14 protein-coding genes are annotated in these 17699 nt (G+C 63.0%); 6 read left to right on the top strand and 8 right to left on the bottom strand.

Annotated elements, in window-relative coordinates; genetic code table 11:
* Window positions 1-173: 173 nt before the first annotated feature.
* On the bottom strand, window positions 174-734 hold the full coding sequence (locus tag PO860_RS10165) for a cysteine hydrolase family protein (RefSeq protein WP_275038293.1): 561 nt from the start codon (window positions 732-734) through the stop codon (window positions 174-176).
* Between the two features lie 123 nt (window positions 735-857).
* Window positions 858-7850 (bottom strand): apolipoprotein A-IV repeat region-like domain-containing protein, encoded by a 6993-nt coding sequence (locus PO860_RS10160; RefSeq protein ID WP_275038292.1) that lies wholly within the window; start codon window positions 7848-7850, stop codon window positions 858-860.
* Between the two features lie 461 nt (window positions 7851-8311).
* Here PO860_RS10160 and PO860_RS10155 point away from each other — a divergent pair, with 461 nt between their 5' ends.
* Together PO860_RS10155 and PO860_RS10150 are read left to right on the top strand one after the other, a co-directional pair.
* Window positions 8312-8695, top strand: coding sequence for an Hpt domain-containing protein (locus tag PO860_RS10155; RefSeq protein ID WP_183607146.1), 384 nt, complete (start codon window positions 8312-8314; stop codon window positions 8693-8695).
* Between the two features lie 261 nt (window positions 8696-8956).
* Window positions 8957-9277, top strand: coding sequence for a 2Fe-2S iron-sulfur cluster-binding protein (locus tag PO860_RS10150; protein ID WP_085737415.1), 321 nt, complete (start codon window positions 8957-8959; stop codon window positions 9275-9277).
* A 321-nt stretch (window positions 9278-9598) separates the two neighbouring features.
* On the opposite strand, the gene PO860_RS10145 is transcribed toward PO860_RS10150, so the two are convergent.
* Window positions 9599-10225 (bottom strand): DUF922 domain-containing Zn-dependent protease, encoded by a 627-nt coding sequence (locus PO860_RS10145; RefSeq protein ID WP_097619550.1) that lies wholly within the window; start codon window positions 10223-10225, stop codon window positions 9599-9601.
* 101 nt (window positions 10226-10326) lie between these two features.
* Between PO860_RS10145 and folP the strand changes: the two genes are divergently transcribed.
* From folP to folK, 3 genes are read left to right on the top strand one after another with little or no spacing between them, the layout of a single operon-like run.
* A complete protein-coding gene (gene folP, locus PO860_RS10140; protein WP_272782464.1) occupies window positions 10327-11196 on the top strand; it encodes a dihydropteroate synthase in 870 nt (289 codons plus the stop codon).
* Window positions 11193-11558: a dihydroneopterin aldolase gene (gene folB, locus PO860_RS10135; RefSeq protein WP_183607149.1), complete on the top strand. Its 366-nt coding sequence runs from the start codon at window positions 11193-11195 to the stop codon at window positions 11556-11558. Before folP ends, folB begins: the two co-directional genes overlap by 4 nt.
* Window positions 11551-12069, top strand: coding sequence for a 2-amino-4-hydroxy-6-hydroxymethyldihydropteridine diphosphokinase (gene folK, locus PO860_RS10130; protein WP_272782710.1), 519 nt, complete (start codon window positions 11551-11553; stop codon window positions 12067-12069). Before folB ends, folK begins: the two co-directional genes overlap by 8 nt.
* Window positions 12070-12137: 68 nt before the next feature.
* Here the strand turns inward: folK and PO860_RS10125 are convergent, their stop codons facing one another.
* The 4 genes from PO860_RS10125 to PO860_RS10110 form a co-directional block, all read right to left on the bottom strand.
* Complete coding sequence (locus tag PO860_RS10125; RefSeq protein ID WP_183607150.1) at window positions 12138-12689, bottom strand: hypothetical protein; 552 nt, start codon at window positions 12687-12689, stop codon at window positions 12138-12140.
* Window positions 12690-12899: 210 nt separating this feature from the next.
* The gene (locus tag PO860_RS10120) at window positions 12900-13979 is read right to left on the bottom strand and encodes a YcjF family protein (protein ID WP_183607151.1); all 1080 of its coding nucleotides are present in this window, start codon (window positions 13977-13979) and stop codon (window positions 12900-12902) included.
* Complete coding sequence (locus tag PO860_RS10115; protein WP_275038291.1) at window positions 13976-15451, bottom strand: YcjX family GTP-binding protein; 1476 nt, start codon at window positions 15449-15451, stop codon at window positions 13976-13978. Before PO860_RS10115 ends, PO860_RS10120 begins: the two co-directional genes overlap by 4 nt.
* Window positions 15452-15528: 77 nt before the next feature.
* Window positions 15529-16023, bottom strand: a complete 495-nt coding sequence (locus PO860_RS10110; protein WP_171602640.1) for a SixA phosphatase family protein — start codon at window positions 16021-16023, stop codon at window positions 15529-15531.
* 276 nt (window positions 16024-16299) lie between these two features.
* Between PO860_RS10110 and dksA the strand changes: the two genes are divergently transcribed.
* Window positions 16300-16719, top strand: coding sequence for an RNA polymerase-binding protein DksA (gene dksA / locus PO860_RS10105; RefSeq protein ID WP_003569003.1), 420 nt, complete (start codon window positions 16300-16302; stop codon window positions 16717-16719).
* A gap of 104 nt (window positions 16720-16823) precedes the next feature.
* On the opposite strand, the gene PO860_RS10100 is transcribed toward dksA, so the two are convergent.
* Window positions 16824-17459 (bottom strand): DUF1062 domain-containing protein, encoded by a 636-nt coding sequence (locus PO860_RS10100; protein WP_272782466.1) that lies wholly within the window; start codon window positions 17457-17459, stop codon window positions 16824-16826.
* Between the last annotated feature and the right edge of the window lie 240 nt (window positions 17460-17699).

Raw genomic sequence — 17699 nt, 5'->3', positions numbered from 1 at the left:
AAAATGACCTGCGCCGGCCTCTGAGGCAAAGACAGTCGTATCTCCTTGCCTGACGTGCATTCATTGAACAAGGGGGAGAAGCTATGTGATTGTCTTCGGAAAAACGACTGTTGCCCGCGCGCTCGCGAGACGGTCCTGCTTCTGATTCGATGTCGGCTGTTGCTGCTGGAGCTCTATGAAAAGGCGATCTCGGCGGTGGGGCGGATTTCTACCATCGCCTTGCCCGCGTCAAAACCGTCGAGCGTTTCATTGTGGTGGGCGATAATCTCTGAGAAGGTCAGGGTCGCCGTATCGCCGGTGGTGTGACCATCGGCAATCAGCGTCACGTCATAGCCGAGGGAAACGGCGCGTCTGACCGTCGTGTCGACGCAGAATTGAGACATGCAGCCGCCGATGACGAGGTGGGTGACCGACTGTTCGTTGAGACGTTCGGTGAGATCTGTCTCGAAGAAGGAGTCGGCGCTTTTCTTGCTGATGACGACCTCGCCTTGTTTCGGTGCGATCTCGTCGCGCAGCGCCCATCCTTCCGTGCCGACGGCCAATCGATGGCCCCTGTCGCCGTCATGTTGCACCAGCACGACCGGCGCGCCTGTCCGCCTCGCCTTTTCCTGGAGCGTTGCGAGCCGAGCGACGGTCTCGTCAAGTGCGGCATCGACATGCGGCTGGCGCTCCGGCGTGGCTTTGCCGGAGAGAATTGCATTCTGCACATCGATGATCAGCAAGGCCTTGGTCATTTCGAACGCCGCACGATGAGGGTTTCTCGGTCGCGCCCTTCCGACAAACGAAAGCCGCTCGACATGTGTGGCGGTGGCTTCCCGTCCAATTCGGTCAAGTGCGATCGATGGTTACAAGCAGGCTCAGCCGAGCCTGCCTGCTGCATGGGCGAGCATGGTGTAGACCTTGCCCGTATCCGAGGTGAGGTAGGATTGCGTCACCGTCTGGTTCGGATCGGTGCGGGCGACGTCGGCGAGCAGCTTTTCGAAATCACCGATGTAGCGGTCGACGGCGGTGCGGAATTCCGGTTCGCGGTCGTATTTACGCTTGATCTCATCGAAAGTCTGCTGGCCCTTCAGCGTGTAGAGGCGACGGGTGAAGACGTCGCGCTCGCCGCGCTGGTAACGGCGCCACAGATCGACCGAGGCGTCATGATCGATGGCGCGGGCGATATCGACCGAGAGGGAATTCAGCGATTCGACGACGTGGCGCGGATTGCGGCTGTCGTTGCTGCGCGCGGCCGGTGCGGCGGTTTCCACCGGCCGGGCCGGGGCACGAGCAGACGCCTCGTCGGCGGCCTCCTCACGCGATGCGCCGCGCAGCAGATCGCTGATCCAGCCGCCGCTTTCCGGGCGAGCAGGCTCCTGGCGGACTGCTTCCTGGCGAGCGGGGGCAGGCTGCGGGGCGGCGCGCTGAGGGGCGGCAGCGGGTGCTGCCGGCGCGATCGTTCCGCGCAGGCCCGTCGCTTCGATCGAAGGGGGCACTACCGGCTGCTGCGGCTGAGCTGCGACTTGCTGGGTGACAGCCGGTTGCGCGGGACGCGGGGCCGGCTGCGCCTGGGCGAGGGTGCGGGCGACGGGCTGGGAGATCTCAAGCTGCTGGCTGGAGCGCCCGACAAGCTGGGAGATATCCTGCAGCGCCTTGATCTGCTCGGCGACGGCCCGGCGCATGGCCGAAGCGCTTTCCTTGGCTTCCTCGGGAAGATCGAAGGCGCCGCGCTTCAATTCGGCGCGGGTGGCGTCGAGCTCGTTGCGGATATCGGCGGCGGAGCGGCGAATATCATCGGTGGCGCCGGAGAAGCGGCCGACGGCTTCATCGATCGCTTCGCGCAACGCTTCCCGCATGTTCTGGGCGGCACCATCGGAAGCGCGGCCGGCTTCGCCGAGCATGCGCTCGACTTCCGACAGCGAGGCCGTCAGACCACCGCGAATGCGGTTGGAGAGATCGCCGGAGCGACGCTCGACATTGGCGAAGGTGCCGTCGATCGTCGTATTGGCCTCGTCGCCGGCCCGCGTGATCGCCTCGCGCATCGTCTCCGCCGCTTCCTGGGCGCGCTTCTCGGTTTCGGTGAGAATGCGGCCGATATCCGCTAGGGAGGACTGCACGCCCTGGCGCAGATTGCCGGAGACCTGGTTGGAGCGTTGCTCTGCCTGCTCGAACACAGTCTCGATCATGCCGCCGAGGCCTTGCATGGTCTTTTCGATCTCGGCGGAACGCTGGACGAGGCCGACGGAGAGCGTCTGCAGAGCGCTCTCGCGCTCCTCGAGCGTCGAGGCGAGGTTGGACTGGGCAGCACCGAGAAGCTGCGAGGCCTGGGTCAGGACCTTGGAGTGTTCGTCGAAGCGGCCGATGATGCCGCCGACCTGCGACAGCGTCTGGCCCGAAATGTCGGAGAGGCGGTCGACCTTGCCTTCGAGCAGCCTGGTCGAGGCGGAGACCATTTCAGCGGCCTTGGTGGCGGAGTCGGCAAAGCGCGTGGTCGTGTCGCCGAGACGGCCGTCGACGCTGGCCAGCTGCTCGGCGGCGCGGTTCATCATCATCGCCATTGCCGCGCTGCTTTCCGACATGCGCTGGACGAGGCCGTTGACGTTGCCGACCAGGCTGTTTTCGATGGCGCTTACGGCATTGGCGACGTTTTCGGTGCGGGCGGCAACGGCGCTGGCGAGCGCTTCGTTTTCGGCCCGCAGACGGTCGGCGCTGAGGTTGGCCGCGGCGGTGATGCGGGCGGCTGCCTGCTCGCCGGCATCGGTGTAGCGATCGATGATCGGGCGAGCCGTTTCGTCGAGGATGCGCGTCAGTTCGACCGAGCGTCCTGATAGCATCGAATTGAGATCGCGGGTGCGTTCTTCGAGCGTCGAGCGGATCGAATTGCCGCGCGCTTCGAGCGCCCGGTCGATCTCGGAGAAGGTCGTGTCGATCTCGCGGGCACGCTCCTCGAGATTGGAGCGAATGGCGCTGCTGCGGGCTTCGAGCGCCCGGTCGACATCCGCCATGGTGGCGGAAATCTCGCTGCCGGCTCCCGACAGCGTCGAGCGGATGGCATCGCCGCGTGCTTCCAGCGACTGGCCGGCATCCGACAACGCCTTGGAGATGGCGTTGACCTGGGTACCGACGATGGTCTCGGCTTCGGCGACCTTGTTGACGATGGCGTTGCCGGCTTCCGAGAAGGTCTGGGCGACGGCAGCGGCCTGGCTCGCCAGCCGGTTCTGGGCTTCGGCGACGCGGGTGACGATCTGCGACGAGCGCTCATCCATGGTGCGCGTGAATTCGTCGCTTTTCGTATTGAGATCCTCAGCGAATTGCTGGCCGGTCTTGCCGAGCAGTTCGGTGGTTCTCGTCGCTTCGCCTTCCATTCCCTGGGCTGCTTCGGCTACGGCGCTGCGCAACGTCGAGGCGAGGCCGGCGGCCTTGCCTTCGATGGTGCGGTTGACGGCTTCGAGGCCGACGGTCAACGCGCGGTCCATGGTGGAAAGGCGTTCCTCGATGCGTTCATTGCCGCGGTCGAGGGTTTCGCCGAGGCGCGCCGTGCGGCCTTCGATGGCGCCGGTCAGGCTCGTGGCCCGGCTGTCCAGCGTCTCGGCCAGATTGGCGGTGCGGCTATCGATCGCCTCGGTGAGGTTTGCGGCGCTGCCTTCGAGCGTCGCCGAGATGCGCTGCGTGGCGTCGTTGCTGAGCGCGCCGAGGCGGGAAATGCCGTCGGCGAGCACGCCGGAGAGCTGGCTGCTGGCCGTTTCGACCTTGTCGGCAACGCCGCCGACGCCGTCGCGGATGCGGGTCTCGATCGCCGCAAGGCCGGCTTCCACCCGCGATCCGGTTTCTTCAAAACGGCCGGTCAGGCTTTCGACCGACCGATCGAGATGAGTGGAGAAGTTCTGGGTGGAGCTTGAAATCGCGTTTGCCGCCTCCTGGAAGCGACCGGCGATCTGGCCGGCGCCGGCATGCATGCGATCTTCCAATGTCTGGGCGCCGGCATCGATGGCCTGGCGGATCGCCGCTTCGCGCTCCTCCAGCGACATCTCGAGCATGCTGACGCTGGTCGCCACCGAGGTGCCGATGCTGGTCGCCTGCTCGGTCAGCGTATCGCTGATCAGCGCGTGGGCCTGGTTCAGCGACAGGTCGATGGCGTTGGCGCGGTCCTCGAGCGTCGTGCGAATGCGTTCATGGGCGGAGTCGAGCCCGCGCTCGATGCGTGCGGCGGCCTCGTCGGCGAGGCCGCCGAGTCGCGCATGGGCATCGCTCAACCGGCCTTCGATGCGGCTGGTCAAGCCGCCGACGATATCTTCGAAGCGCGAGCCGCCGGCATCAAGAACGCCGGAGAGGGCAGCGCTATGCTGGGAGAGTGCATTCTCCAGCCGCTGCTGATTATCGGTATAGGCGGTACGGATCGCATCAGTCTTGTCGGCGAAGGCGCCGGCGACGCGCGTCTCGGCATTGGCAACGGCTTCCATCATGGAGTTGCTGCGGGCTTCAAGTGCGCTGTCGAAGCGGCTCTGGTTATCGTCGAGCGAAATTGCGAGCGCCATGGTCTTTTCGTCGAGCGCATCGGTGAGCCGGTCGTGACTTGCCGTTACGGCGCCGATGATCGCAGCCGTGCGGTGCCCCAAGGCTTCCTCGAGGCGGGCCTGGCCTTGGCTCAGCGAGGTGGCAAGGGCGGCGGCCTTCTGGTCGAGCACACCGTTCAGGCCTTCATGCGTGCCGGAGACCGCATTGGTGATCGCATCGGCGCCCGTCGTCAGCGTCTCCTCGAGACGGCTCTGGCTCTCGTTCAGCGAAATGGCAAGCGCCATGGCCCGGTCGTCGAGTGTCTCGGACAGGCGGTCGTGAGTGGCGGCCACCGCGTTGAGGAAGGATTCCGAACGGCTCTCCAGCGTGTCCTGCAGGCGGCTCTGACCCTCGTTCAGGGAGGCGGCAAGCGCCGCCGACTTTTCGTCGAGCGTCTGCGAAAGGCGGTCATGCGTGCCGGACACGGATTTGAGGAAGGCTTCGGAGCGTGCTTCCAGCGTGTCTTCGATTCGCGACTGGCTCTCATTGAGCGAGATGGCGAGCGTCATCGCCTTCTCGTCCAGCGTTTCGGACAAGCGCTCATGGGTGCCGGAGACGGCATTCAACAGGGCTGCGGAGCGGGTTTCGAGCGTCTCCTCGATGCGGGCATGGCCTTCACTGAGCGAGGTGGCAAAAGCTGCCGCCTTGCCGTCCAGTGTCTCGGACAGGCGGTCATGGGTGCCGGAGACCGAGTTCAGCAGGGCCGCGGAACGGGTTTTGAGCGTATCTTCGATGCGAGCCTGGCTCTCGTTCAAGGACGTGGCAAGCGCCGTCGTCTTTTCGTCGAGGGTCTCGGCAAGACGGTCGCGCGTGCCGGAAACAGTGTTCAGCAGCGCCTCGGCACGTGTTCCAAGCGCATCCTCGATGCGGGCATGGCGCTCGTCGAGTGAGGTCGTCAGGGCCGCCGCCTTGCTGTCCAGTGTTTGGGACAGGCGGTCATGGGTGCCGGAGACGGCATTCAGCAGGGCCGCGGAGCGGGTCTCGAGCGTATCCTCGATGCGGGCCTGGTTTTCATTGAGCGAAATGGCGAGCGCCATCGCCTTTTCATCGAGCGTCTCGGAGAGGCGGTCATGGGTGCCGGAGACCGCATTCAGTAGCGCTGCGGAACGGCTCTCGAGCGTATCCTCGATGCGGGCCTGGCTCTCGTTCAGGGAGATAGCGAGCGCCATCGCCTTTTCGTCGAGCGTCTCGGCAAGGCGGTCATGGGTGCCGGAAACGGCGTTGATGATGGCGTCGGAACGGGACGTCAGCGCTTCCTCGAAGCGGCCGTGATGGCTGGTGAGCGCCTCGATCAGTGCGCCGCCGCGCTCGGCCATGACGCTGTCGATGCGGCCGTGGGCCGTGCCGAGCGCCTCGGTGATCTCAGCTGCACGCGCTGCAAGCGCGCCGCTCAGCTCCTCGGCGCGACCGCCGAAGGCAGCGGTCACCTGCTCGGTGCCTTCGGCAACGGCGGTCGTCAACTCAGTGGTGGTGGCGCGCAGCGTGTCGCGGAATTCGGCCGAGCGTGTCTGCAGATTGTTCTGTAGATCGGAGGTGCCGGATGCAAGCGCCAGCGCGATTTCGGAGGTAGCGCTCTGCAACGCCGAGGTCAGTTCACCGGTGCGGCTGGTGAGCGCGGTGGTGATTTCTTCCGCCCGGGCACCGACCGTGCTTTCCAGCATTTCATGGCCGGTGGCGAGTGCCGTGGCGAGCGCCAGCGACTGGTCTGTTATCGACGACCCGAGCCGGTCGATGCCGGAACTCAGGATGCCGTCGATCGAATCCGAACCGCCGGTCAGCGTCTCGTTGATGCGGGCGAGGCTCTCCATCAGCTTGGTGTCGAGCGAGCCGGTGCGTTTGTCGAAAGCGCTGGTGAATTCGGCGACGCGTTCGTCGAAGGCGGTCGACAGCTGGGCGACAGTCGTCTGCAGCCGTTCTTCGAAGAAACCGGAGCGCACGTCGAGATCCATGACGGCGTCGTCGGCGCTGGTCTGCAGGCTCTGGCGGAAGCTCGCGCCCTTTTCGTCGAGCGCGCTGTTCAGCTTCGACAGCACATCGTCGAGCGTCCCGCCGATGGTGCGTCCGCCTGACGTCAGGCTCTCATTGATCTCGCGGGTGCGGGCGATCAGGATCTCATTGAGCTGATGGGTGCGCTCGTTCAGCGCCGCGTTCAGCTTTTCGGTGCTGCTGTCCATAGTCGAGGCACGCGTCTCGAACTGGCTGAGCAGTCTTTCGCCATGGTCGTTGAGATTGACGGAGAGGGCTTCGAGGCGGTTGTCGAATTCGGTGGCGAGCGCGAAACCGGAAGCGTTCAGCGTCTGCAGCAGGCTGTCGGTCTTGGCGGCGAGCAGGCTGCCCATCGACTGCAGGGCGCTGTCCGATTTCTCCAGGATCGTCGCGGCGCGCGTATCGATCAGCGAGGCGAAGGCTTCGCCCGATGTGGCAAGCCGCACCGCGATCTCTTCGGTCGCAAGCGACAGCTCTTCCTTCAACTGATCGTGGACGCTGCCGATCGAGGTGCGGATGCGGTCGGCATGGTTGACGATCGCCTCACGCTCGGAACCGAGTTCGTGGACGAGACCGCGGACGCGCAACTCGTTGTCGGCATAGGAACGTTCAAGTGCATTGACTTCGGAATGGACGAGCGTTTCCAGCTCGGAGGCACGTGCGATGGTGCGCTCGATGCCTTCATTCATGGCCGAGACCTCACGGCGCACGGCCTGGCCGACGGTCATGATGCGCTCGGAAGCGATGGTTTCCGGCTCTGCCAGGCGCAAGGCCACCTCTGCCATGGAACGGGCAGCGTTGCGCATATCCTGGGCGCGCGAGATCATGATGGCGAAAGCATAGAACATCATCACGGGAATGATGATGCCGACGAGGCCGGCGATGACGCCGGGCAGGGCGACGAGATCGGCGACTGAACGGATCTGCCAGATCTCGGGAGCATAAAGCAGCGACATCAGGCCGAGACCGGCCATGACCCAAAGCACGGAGAAGAGCGTGGCGGTGCGCACCGCCGAGCGGCTGGAGGCGCCGTCGAAGGATTTCAGGATCGAGGCGGGCGTATTGCGGCTGGCATCGTTGGCGGGCGCAAAGGTCGGCCCCCTGGACGCCGGCTCGCCGGCGGCACCGCGGCGGCTGCGGCGTTGCGCTTCTTCCTGGGCCTGCTGGTTGCGCGCATTTACTGGATCAGACACATTAGCCTCCGGAGCCCCTGGCGCGTCGCCGCGGCGAGACGGCACGTTATCTTTGCCGAAGTCGATTTGGAGCGCTTCGTCCAATGCCTTGAACGCTTTGTCCTCAATCGACTCGTTATATTTGTTGTTCGCCATTCGGTATGCCTCGTTACATCCGGCCGGTCCGGTAGCACATCCCGGGCTTCCGCCTCACCGGGGGACAACTTTGCCGTTCCAGCCTTCCATCCCAATGACGGACGGATAAGCATGTCATTTCAGAGTAGATAGCCGCTTTTTCAAACGGAAGGTATCAAAACACTACCATTATCCACTCGCTCGGCAAAGGCGCGTACCATAAACCCGCTCCACCAGTATCGTAGTGACACATCTGGGCTCTTCACACAATTAATGAAGGCTTGAGATTCACGGCTCGTTAACCTGTTGTTAACACCTTTGAATCTGCGACACCGGTTAAAAACCAATAATTTAGGGATATTTAACGGACGTTAACCATATGGCGAGATTTCCGCTCCGAATGTGCCGGAATTTAACGGGATGGCCACCCTCCTGACGCAGAACTGTTGCAACTGCGGACGATAGAGACGGGAGAATTGGCAATGGCAGCTCAGATGGCAGCATTGAACATCGTATTCGAGGCGCCGGATAATGCAAAGGGACCCTGTCCCTCAAAGGTCCGGCCGATCGATCTGGTCCATCTCGCAAAGCAGACCATGGGCGACAAGACGCTGGAAATCGAAGTCCTTCAGATGTTTGCGCGCCAGGCGCGCGCATGTCTGCAGGATATTGCGAGCGGTGAAACCATCCGCGTCGGCGCGGCCGCGCACCGCCTGAAGGGCGCGGCAAGCTCGGTCGGCGCGTTCCGTGTGTCGCAGACGGCCGAGGTCGTCGAGGAAACCGGCGGCGATGCCGGCGCGACGGCAGCGCTGGGTGCCGCCGTCATCGACGCCGAGAATTTTATCCTGAAGCTCTGCCGCGGCTGATCTCCAAGTCTTTCGTCTATGCATGTCGTTGTCCCAAAACCGATGCGCAGTTTTGGGCGACATGACTAAGATGCCGTTCGAACGAGGCCCGTTGTTCCATTGCGGAACCTCGGGTCTTTTTGCGACCTGCTCCATGACGCTTTGAAGACGGCGGGCGAAAGCCCGATCTGCGACGCTATGACGAATTTCCGCAATGTTGACTGATGCGTCGAATTGTCGGAAGAAAATCCGCCCATCATTTGAAGACCGGAAATAGTCCTGATGCCAAAACTTACCATCGTTGCTTTCGACGGCACGCGCTTCGACCTCGACGTCGACCAAGGCTCCACCGTAATGGAGAATGCCGTGCGCAATTCGGTGCCCGGCATTGAGGCCGAATGCGGCGGCGCATGCGCCTGCGCGACCTGTCATGTCTATGTCGACGAGGCATGGACCGAACAGGTCGGTCAGCCGGAAGCGATGGAAGAGGATATGCTCGACTTCGCCTTCGATGTGCGCCCCACCTCGCGGCTGTCCTGCCAGATCCGCATGAAGGCTGCCTATGACGGGCTCGTGGTGCACGTGCCGGAACGTCAAGCCTAAGCGCGCTGCGCTTTGCTGACAGAAAATCTGCAGATGTGGATCTCACAAAAAAGACGCCTCGCGCGCTAGAGCGAGCGAGGCGAGGCGGGCGCATTACCTACGGATGAGGGAGGAACATCCGCGGCTTCGGAACGCGCCAGGAGAACCCAGCGATGAAAGTCCAGTTGCCGTAGCTGCACTTTCGAATGTGTTTATATTAACGCGTTCCGGTTGAGTCTGCCAGGATGAAAAATGACCATTCAATCGCTGGGGAGGGGGCAGGTTTCGCACAAGTTTCGTTGGGCAGCTAAGGTTTTCGCTCGCGTCCCGACTGAAAAAACCTTATTTTTCGCCGGCTCGGCCGTTGATTCGATTGTTCAGCAATCTCAGCATGCGCTTCTGGAAATTGACCGCCTCGACCCGGTCGAATCGGGCCTGCTGCCGATCGTGCTCTTCTATACCGCGAGCTGATTCGTCGGAGACGAGTTCCTGCATGGCTTCGCAACTGCGCTGTTGCGGCAGCGCGCGAATGGCGCGTTCCATGGCGCGGGCCTGATCGCGGGCGATTTCGGCATGACGCTCCTCGTGGCGCTTGATATCGCTCGACAGGGCATCCCAGATCATCGACAGCTCCTTGCTGGCGCCCTTGCGGCTGCTCCATCGCGGCAGGATGATCTGGGTGTGGACCGTGACCTTGACGTTGCCAACGCGGCAACGCCCGTTATCCTGGATATAGGTGGCTTCACCGCCAAAGCGGATCTTCGTTGCGCCGGGATGGCGCGCCGAGGAGCCGCTCGACGTCGGGCCGCGCCGGCTGAGTTCACGGTCGAGCTCATCGGCGGTTTTGCCGCTGATGCTGAAATAGGAATAGCTTTTCGATGCGATCACTTCTGCCGCCACCGGGCTGCAGACGGAAAGAGCAATGGAAAAGGCAATAGGAAGGACCATATAACGCACTGCAAGCGGCATTCTGAACGCAACCCGTGTTGAAATCGACAGGAGCTTGGGGCATAGCCACCACAAGCGCAATATCGGATGGCGCTTTTTTCGCGATCAATAGGATAAGTCTGGTGACAGGGCGCGAAGGCAGTTTATGGCGTGTCGGCCATGGCCGGGAGATCGAACTCGGCCGCCGTTCGGTGATCATGGCGATCATCAACGTGACGCCGGACTCCTTTTCCGACGGCGGACGTTTTGAAACCGTCGATGCGGCGGTCGAACAGGCGCTCCTGGCGGTGGACGAGGGCGCGGGGATTATCGACATCGGCGGCGAATCGACCCGGCCGAACGCTGCAACAGTCAGCCCTTCCGAGGAGCAGGCCCGCGTGCTGCCCGTCATCGAGGCGCTGCGCGGGCGCACCCAGGCGCTGATCTCGATCGATACCTATCGTGCCGAGACGGCACGGCTTGCGGTTGGCGCCGGCGCCCATATCGTCAACGATGTGTTCGGGCTGCAGAAGGAGCCCGATATCGCCGACATCGCCGCGGCCACCGGGGCCGGGCTCTGCATCATGCATACCGGCCGCGACAGGGCGAAGCTTCCCGATGTCATTGCCGACCAGGTGCATTTTCTCAAACGGTCGCTGGCGATCGCTGCGGCATCAGGCGTCAACAGCGACCGTATCGTGCTCGATCCGGGCTTCGGCTTCGCCAAGGAGACGGCGGAGGAGAATTTGGAACTGATGGCGCGGTTTTCCGAACTTTCCCGCTTCGGCCTGCCGCTGCTCGCCGGCACCTCACGCAAGCGCTTCCTCGGCGCGGTGACGGGACGTGAAGCGCAGGACAGGGATTCAGCGACGGCTGCATCAAGCGCTCTGCTCAGGCTTCAGGGGGCCGCGGTTTTCCGGGTGCACAATGTCGCAATCAACAGGGATGCGCTCGACATCGCCGATGCTATGCTGAATGCGCGCCAGGAATTCGAGAGGAAGCGGCCGACATGACCACCTACACGATCACGCTGCAGAACTGCGCCTTCTTTGCGCGCCACGGCGTGCATGACGAGGAGGAATTCCTCGGTCAGCGCTTCTTCGTCGATGCCGAGCTCGACGTCGTTGCTGGCGAGGCGCTGGAAAGCGATTCGATCAACGATACCGTCAATTACGGCATCGCCTTTGCCGTGATCGAGCAGATCGTCACGGGCAAGCGGCGCTACCTGATCGAGGCCCTGGCGCTTGATATCGCCAAGGGGCTTTGCGAGACATTCCCGCAGGTCCGGCGGGCGAAGATCACGGTGCGCAAGCCGAACGCGCCGGTGCCCGGCGTGCTCGATTTCGTGCAGGTGAGCATTGAACACTTTGCCTGAGGCTACATCGCAATCGGCCACACTCGGCCTCGGCGGTAATATCGGCGATCCCGTCAAGGCGATGGCGGCCGCATTGCAGCGGCTGGACGAACGGGATGACTGCCGGGTGACGGCGGTCTCGCGGCTCTATCGCACGCCGCCCTGGGGCAAGACGGACCAATCCTTCTTCTTCAACGCCTGCGCTGCCGTCGAAACCAGGCTCGATCCGGAAGCGTTGCTCGATGTCTGCCTGTCCATAGAGCGCGAGATGAAGCGTGAGCGTATCGAGCGCTGGGGACCGCGCACGCTCGATATCGATGTGCTGACTTATGGCGACGTCGTCCAGGAGGCGCCGCGGCTGGAGCTGCCGCATCCGCGCATGACCGATCGCGGTTTCGTGCTGATGCCGCTCGCCGATATCGCGCCGGGCCTGCTCGTCAGGGGCAGGGCGGTCAATGACTGGCTTAGTGATGCCGAGGTCACCGGCATCGAGGTCGCCGACGACAGCCGCGACTGGTGGCGGAACGCCTGAAGCAGAGAAGCTGAAACGGAAAACGGCGGGAAACCCGCCGCTTCAGGAAAATCCGCTGTGCGATTTATCTACTGGATGGAGCCGACGGCCATCTCGTCGACCTGACGGGTCAGCGTCAGGCCGATGACCGGGATCATCTGGCTTTCGACCTTGACCGAAACGGTGACGTTCATCGTCTTGTCGTCGCGCACGCGGGCGATCATCGCGCCGTTCAGCTTGGCGCGGTTGATGCCGACGACGACGGTATCTTCGCTGACGGCGCCGGAGACGACGTCAAGACCCTTGCCGGCCGCGCCGTCGAGGAACTTGCCCTTGTAGGTCGAGCCCGACTGCGAGATGACCGCGGTCATCGGCTGCTTGAAGACACCGACGCGGCAGGTGCCGTCGAGCTTGATGCCGGCGCTGCTGTCGCCTGTCGGCTCGCCGATCAGGTTACAGGTGAACTTTGTGCCCTTGTATTTGCCGGCGACGATTTCGCCCGGGCCCTTCCATGAACCGGCGACGGAATCGAAGAACGCCTTGTCACGGGTTGCGGCAGTGGCTGCCGGAGCGACATCTGCGACGGGAGACAATGCCGCGGCGGCCAGACCGCATATAATGAGAAACTTGCGCGAATACATGGATTTTCCTTGGCAAACACCAGTCACGAACTGGCTGCAAGTTTTGCCGAATAATGGTTAATCCTTCCTTTCGATTGTGCCGAAATGCTCGGCGATACAGGGTTTTCGCGCGGCGACAATTTCAAACTGTCATCGCTATATCCTTGAATTTGCTGTAAGTATTTCGGCATTACGCGGGGGAAGGTGAAGGCTGCGGAATCGCGTGGTCGGTCAAGGATTGTTGTTGCGCGGTGACATGGAGGGCGTGAGATCGCCGATGAAATCACCGATTCCCGGCCGCTTCAGGGCGTGGAAGGCGAGCGGGCGGCAGAGATCCATCGCCGCGATTCCAATGCGGGCGGTCATCAGACCGTTGATGACGCCTTCGCCCAGCCGGGCCGAGAGCCTGGAGGCCAGCCCATGGCCGAGCACCTGCTGGACCAGGCTGTCGCCGACGGCGATCGAGCCGGTGACGGCGAGATGCGCGAGCACATCACGCAGTAGACGAAACATGCCGAGCGTACCGGGGCGGCCGCCGTATAGCTCGGCCATGGCGCGGATCAGGCGCACGGCCTCATAAAGCACGTAGAGCAGGTCGACGACGGCGCGCGGGCTGACGGCGGTGACGATGGAGACGCGCTTCGAGGCGTTGACGATCAGGGCGCGAGCCTTGCGGTCGAGGGGAGCGAGCAATTCACGCTCGGCCAAGGCGATCAGATGCGGGGGATCGATGACCTCGCCCTCGGTCGCCTTCAGTGTCGCACGGCCCTTCGATGTCTCGGGATTGGCGGAAAGCAGAGTGGAGAGCCGCACGACGACGGCGCGGGCCTTGGCCGGCCGGGTTTCGGCAATCGCAGCTTCCGCTTCGGCCTTGATTGCCTGGACGGCGGCAAGGCGCATCATGCCTGCTGTCTCGCGGATGACGAGGGCGAGCACGGCGAGGATGCCGACCGCGAGCATGGCAAGGGCGGCGTAACCTAGCCAGTCGGCGCGGGTGAAGAGATCGCGGATCAGGCTGTCGGTCCAGAGGCCGATGGCGAGAGACAGCAGGATGCCGAAGGCGCCGGCGGCGATCTTGCCGAAGGAGGTCCGGCGCTTGCGCGGCGCGGCAACGGGAACTGCGCTCAGATCCTTGTCGGGATTGAGGAAGGGATCGTCCTCATCTGCCGTGACGACGATATGTTCAGCGAAGCTTTCCGGCTTGCGCCGCTCACCTCCGTGGCGGCTGCTGTCGCGCCGCTCGGTGGCCTGATCCTCATAGGTGAAGGCGGCAGGTGGCCGGCGCGGCGGATCGGACGGGGGCTTGCTCATGCGAGACGGTCTCCGAACAGGAACTGCATGGCGCGATCGAGGCGGATATGCGGCACCGACAGTTTGATGCCGCCGCCGGTTTCCTCAAGCTGCGGCGGGCGGAATCTGACGACATTGACATCCGGCAGCTGCAGGCCTGTTGCACCCGAGGCGATGCGGTCGAACAGGCTCTCCGGATCCTCCGGCAGGTCGCCGGGGAAGATCGCGGTCTTTCTCAGGCCGTCGAAGCGCTCGGCCCCGATGGTTTCGCCCTCCATTGGCGTGCCGACGATAACAGGCAGGTCATGACCGTCGCGCTTGACGGATGCCTCGCGGGTGGCGCGCACCGAGGCGAGCGCCATGACGTCGATGCCGGCGCCGGCCATGCCGATTCGCTCGATGGCGCGATCGACGAGGCGGCGGGTCAGCGCGTCGAGCCGGTCGTGGCTTTCATGGTGGAGATGATCGGCTTTGGTGGCGGCGACCAGCACGCGGTCGATGCGCCGCCCGAGCAGCGAGGAGAGCAGCGAATTGGTGCCGGGGCGGAAACAGGCGAGCACATCGGTCAGCGCCCGCTCCAGATCCTGCACGGCTTCGGGGCCGCGGTTCATCGCCTGCAGCGCATCGACCAGCACGATCTGGCGGTCGAGGCGGGCGAAATGCTCGCGGAAGAAGGGTTTCACGACGACCGATTTATAGGCCTCGTAGCGCCGCTCCATCATTGTCCACAGCGAGCCGCGGCCGGGACGCCCGTCCGGTGGCAGCGCCAACGGCGCGAAGGTCAGCGCCGGCGATCCGTCGAGATCGCCGGGCAGAAGCAAACGGCCGGGCGGCAAGGTGGAGAGCGAGCGTTCGTCGGCCTTGCAGGCCTTGAGATAATCGGCAAAGGCCACGGCGAGGTCGCGGGCGACCATCTCGTCGGCGCCGGCCTGGATATCGGCAGCACGCGTCAGCGCCAGCCACCCCCGCGACAGTTCGGAACGGACGCCGGATTCGGCAAGCGCGATCGTTTCCTCGCTGAAGGTGCGGTAGTCCTTGCCGAGCAGCGGCAGGTCGAGCAGCCATTCGCCGGGATAATCGACGATGTCGATCGACAGGCGGCCGGGCGAAAACAGACGGTTCCAGCCGCTGGCGCTCTGATAATCAAGCGTGATTCGCAGTTCCGATATGGCGCGGGTCGAATCCGGCCAGATACGGTCCTTCACCAGCGCGCGGATATGGTCCTCGTACTGGAAACGCGGCACGGCATCATCGGGCTGCGGCTCCAGCCGTACCGCCGAGACGCGGCCCGACTGCACCGGCTCGAACAGCGGCAGGCGGCCGCCATGCAGCAGATTGTGGACCAGCGAGGAAATGAAGACCGTCTTGCCGGAGCGGGAGAGGCCGGTGACGCCAAGCCGCACGGTCGGATTGACAAGGCCGTTCGCCCGGTCGGCGAGATTGTCGAAGGCGATGCGGGCGTCATCGGCAAAGGATGTCAGGCGTGGCGGCAAGGCACGATTCCGGTTGGTGACTGCCGGCAATATAGGAAGGGTCCGCCGCCCGCAAAAGAAGAGCGGCGCGAAAGACTTCAGACGACCACGAAATCCGTGAGGCGCCAGGCGGTGGCGGAAGCGTCGTAATCGACGACGGCAAGGCCCGCCGTCGGGAAGCCGCCGGGAAGGGCGCGGACCATAGCCTCATGGCCGATCAGCACCTCCAGCGCCTGTTCCATGGTCGGATTGTGGCCGACCAGCATGACGGCGGCCACCTCCTGCGAATCGACGATCTCGATATAGTTATCAACAGTGGCGTTGTAGAGCGCGTCGACATAACGAACCTCGAGCGAGAGGCCGATCGCCCTATACACCGCATCGGCCGTATCGCGGCAGCGCAATGCCGTTGAGCTGATCAGAAGATCGGGGCGATAGCCCTTGTCGGCAGCCTTGTCGGCGATGATCTCGGCATCGCCAAAGCCTTTTTCGTTGAGCGGCCGGTCGAAATCGCGCTGTCCGGGTTCGGCCCAGGCGGCCTCGGCATGGCGCAGGAGATAGATGCGGTTGGGCGGAGGCAGCGGTACGGTCATGGGCAAAATCCAGGATCGGGCGGGTCTTTTCAGTAGCGGTTGCGATCGGCTGCCGTCAATCGCCAGCCGTGCCATAGCTGCCTAAAACCTGGCCGATAACACGGCGTTTTGAAGGCGAAGAGAAAAACGGTGGCCGGAATAACCATGACAAAATAGATCGTTAGCCGAAAATTGTAACAGATTTAAAAATCTGTTTACCTGTCGTATTTGGCTTGAATCGCGACTAGCGCTTGGGATATACACCCGCCAGATGAGATGTTCTTCAGGAGAATCGCGTTGAGTGAGAAGATCGATCTTAGCAATTACGTTCCCTCGGAAGAGGAAGAGTTCATGAACGTAAACCAGCGTGCCTACTTCAGGACCAAGCTGGTTGCATGGAGAAATGATATCCTTAGAGAAGCGCGCGAAACCCTCGACCATCTGGCCGAGGAAAGCGCAAACCATCCCGACCTCGCCGACCGGGCGTCGTCGGAAACCGACCGGGCGATCGAACTTCGCGCCCGTGATCGGCAGAGAAAGCTGATTTCCAAGATCGACGCAGCACTGCAGCGCATCGAAGACGGCACCTACGGCTATTGCGAGGAAACCGGCGAACCGATCGGCCTCAAGCGTCTCGACGCCCGCCCGATCGCGACGCTGTCGATCGAGGCGCAGGAGCGCCACGAACGCCGCGAAAAAGTCTATCGCGACGAATAATGGTTTTCATGCAGACATGAGCAGAACAAGCGCCGCGATCTGATCGCGGCGCTTTTTCGTTGAGCCATCATCCGGTGTACCGGAGAGGAAGGTGGCTTCCGCGATTACAGCGGATCTCCTGTCGCCAGAGGTTTCCACGATTGCTCTCGCTCGGCCTCCATGGAGAGGTCGATCACCACAAGGGTGCCATTCCTGATCCGTCGCCGCATGATGTCTGCTCGCTCAGGATCCGTCCGGACCATGCCTTCCGCGTGCAGGGCCTGCAGTCTCGAACGTGAAACCGTCAGCTCGGACGCCAGCAGACGGTCGAGGCGTGTGCTTGTTGGGAACGGGACCGCAAGTTCGATTGCTAGTCTCGTCCAATCTGCAGCTTCGTGTTGCATCTCCTTTGCGATTTCAAATTCGGCAAACTCATCCACACGCAGCGATTTGTGTCGGAGAGCATCGAGGTTGAAGGTCTCTGCCCGGATCCAGTCCGGATCGTTGGATTGCAGCGCTTCAAGGATTGCAGGATCGATGTCGCGGACATTCCGGCGCTCGAGGATCGGCCGGTTCCATGTCCTTTCGCAGGTCAGGCATTTGTAGATAAGCCAAGCGTCCAGCTTGCGGCCGTTGGCGTTGAGCCGGATCTTGCCGCTGGACTGGAAGGCTCTCATGCCTCCGCATCCACCGCATGCAATCCAAGGCTGGGGAGCTGTTTTGGGAATAATGGTCCATCGGACCCGAAGCGTATCGCACATATCGTCTTGGTCTTCCGTTCGGAAGTCCACCAAGATGGTGCGTGAGAAAACCCCTGCGGGCGCGGTGTGGCGATGTTGTGGGCGGCTGAAGAGCTGAGACAGCGGAGCTGCACATGGCACATTGTAACAATGCCAAACCGGTCTCTCGCCACCACCCGATGAACATGTTCGCATGCCGCCAGCGTGTCGCTATGCGGCAGGGGTGAAACTGGACTGAGACCGGTATTTACTTAGGCAAAG

The organism is Rhizobium binxianense (assembly GCF_028994275.1).
Classification (GTDB): Bacteria; Pseudomonadota; Alphaproteobacteria; order Rhizobiales; family Rhizobiaceae; genus Rhizobium; species Rhizobium binxianense.
Note: the sequence above shows the minus strand (reverse complement) of the source record. Positions and strands in the feature narration are given on the sequence as shown.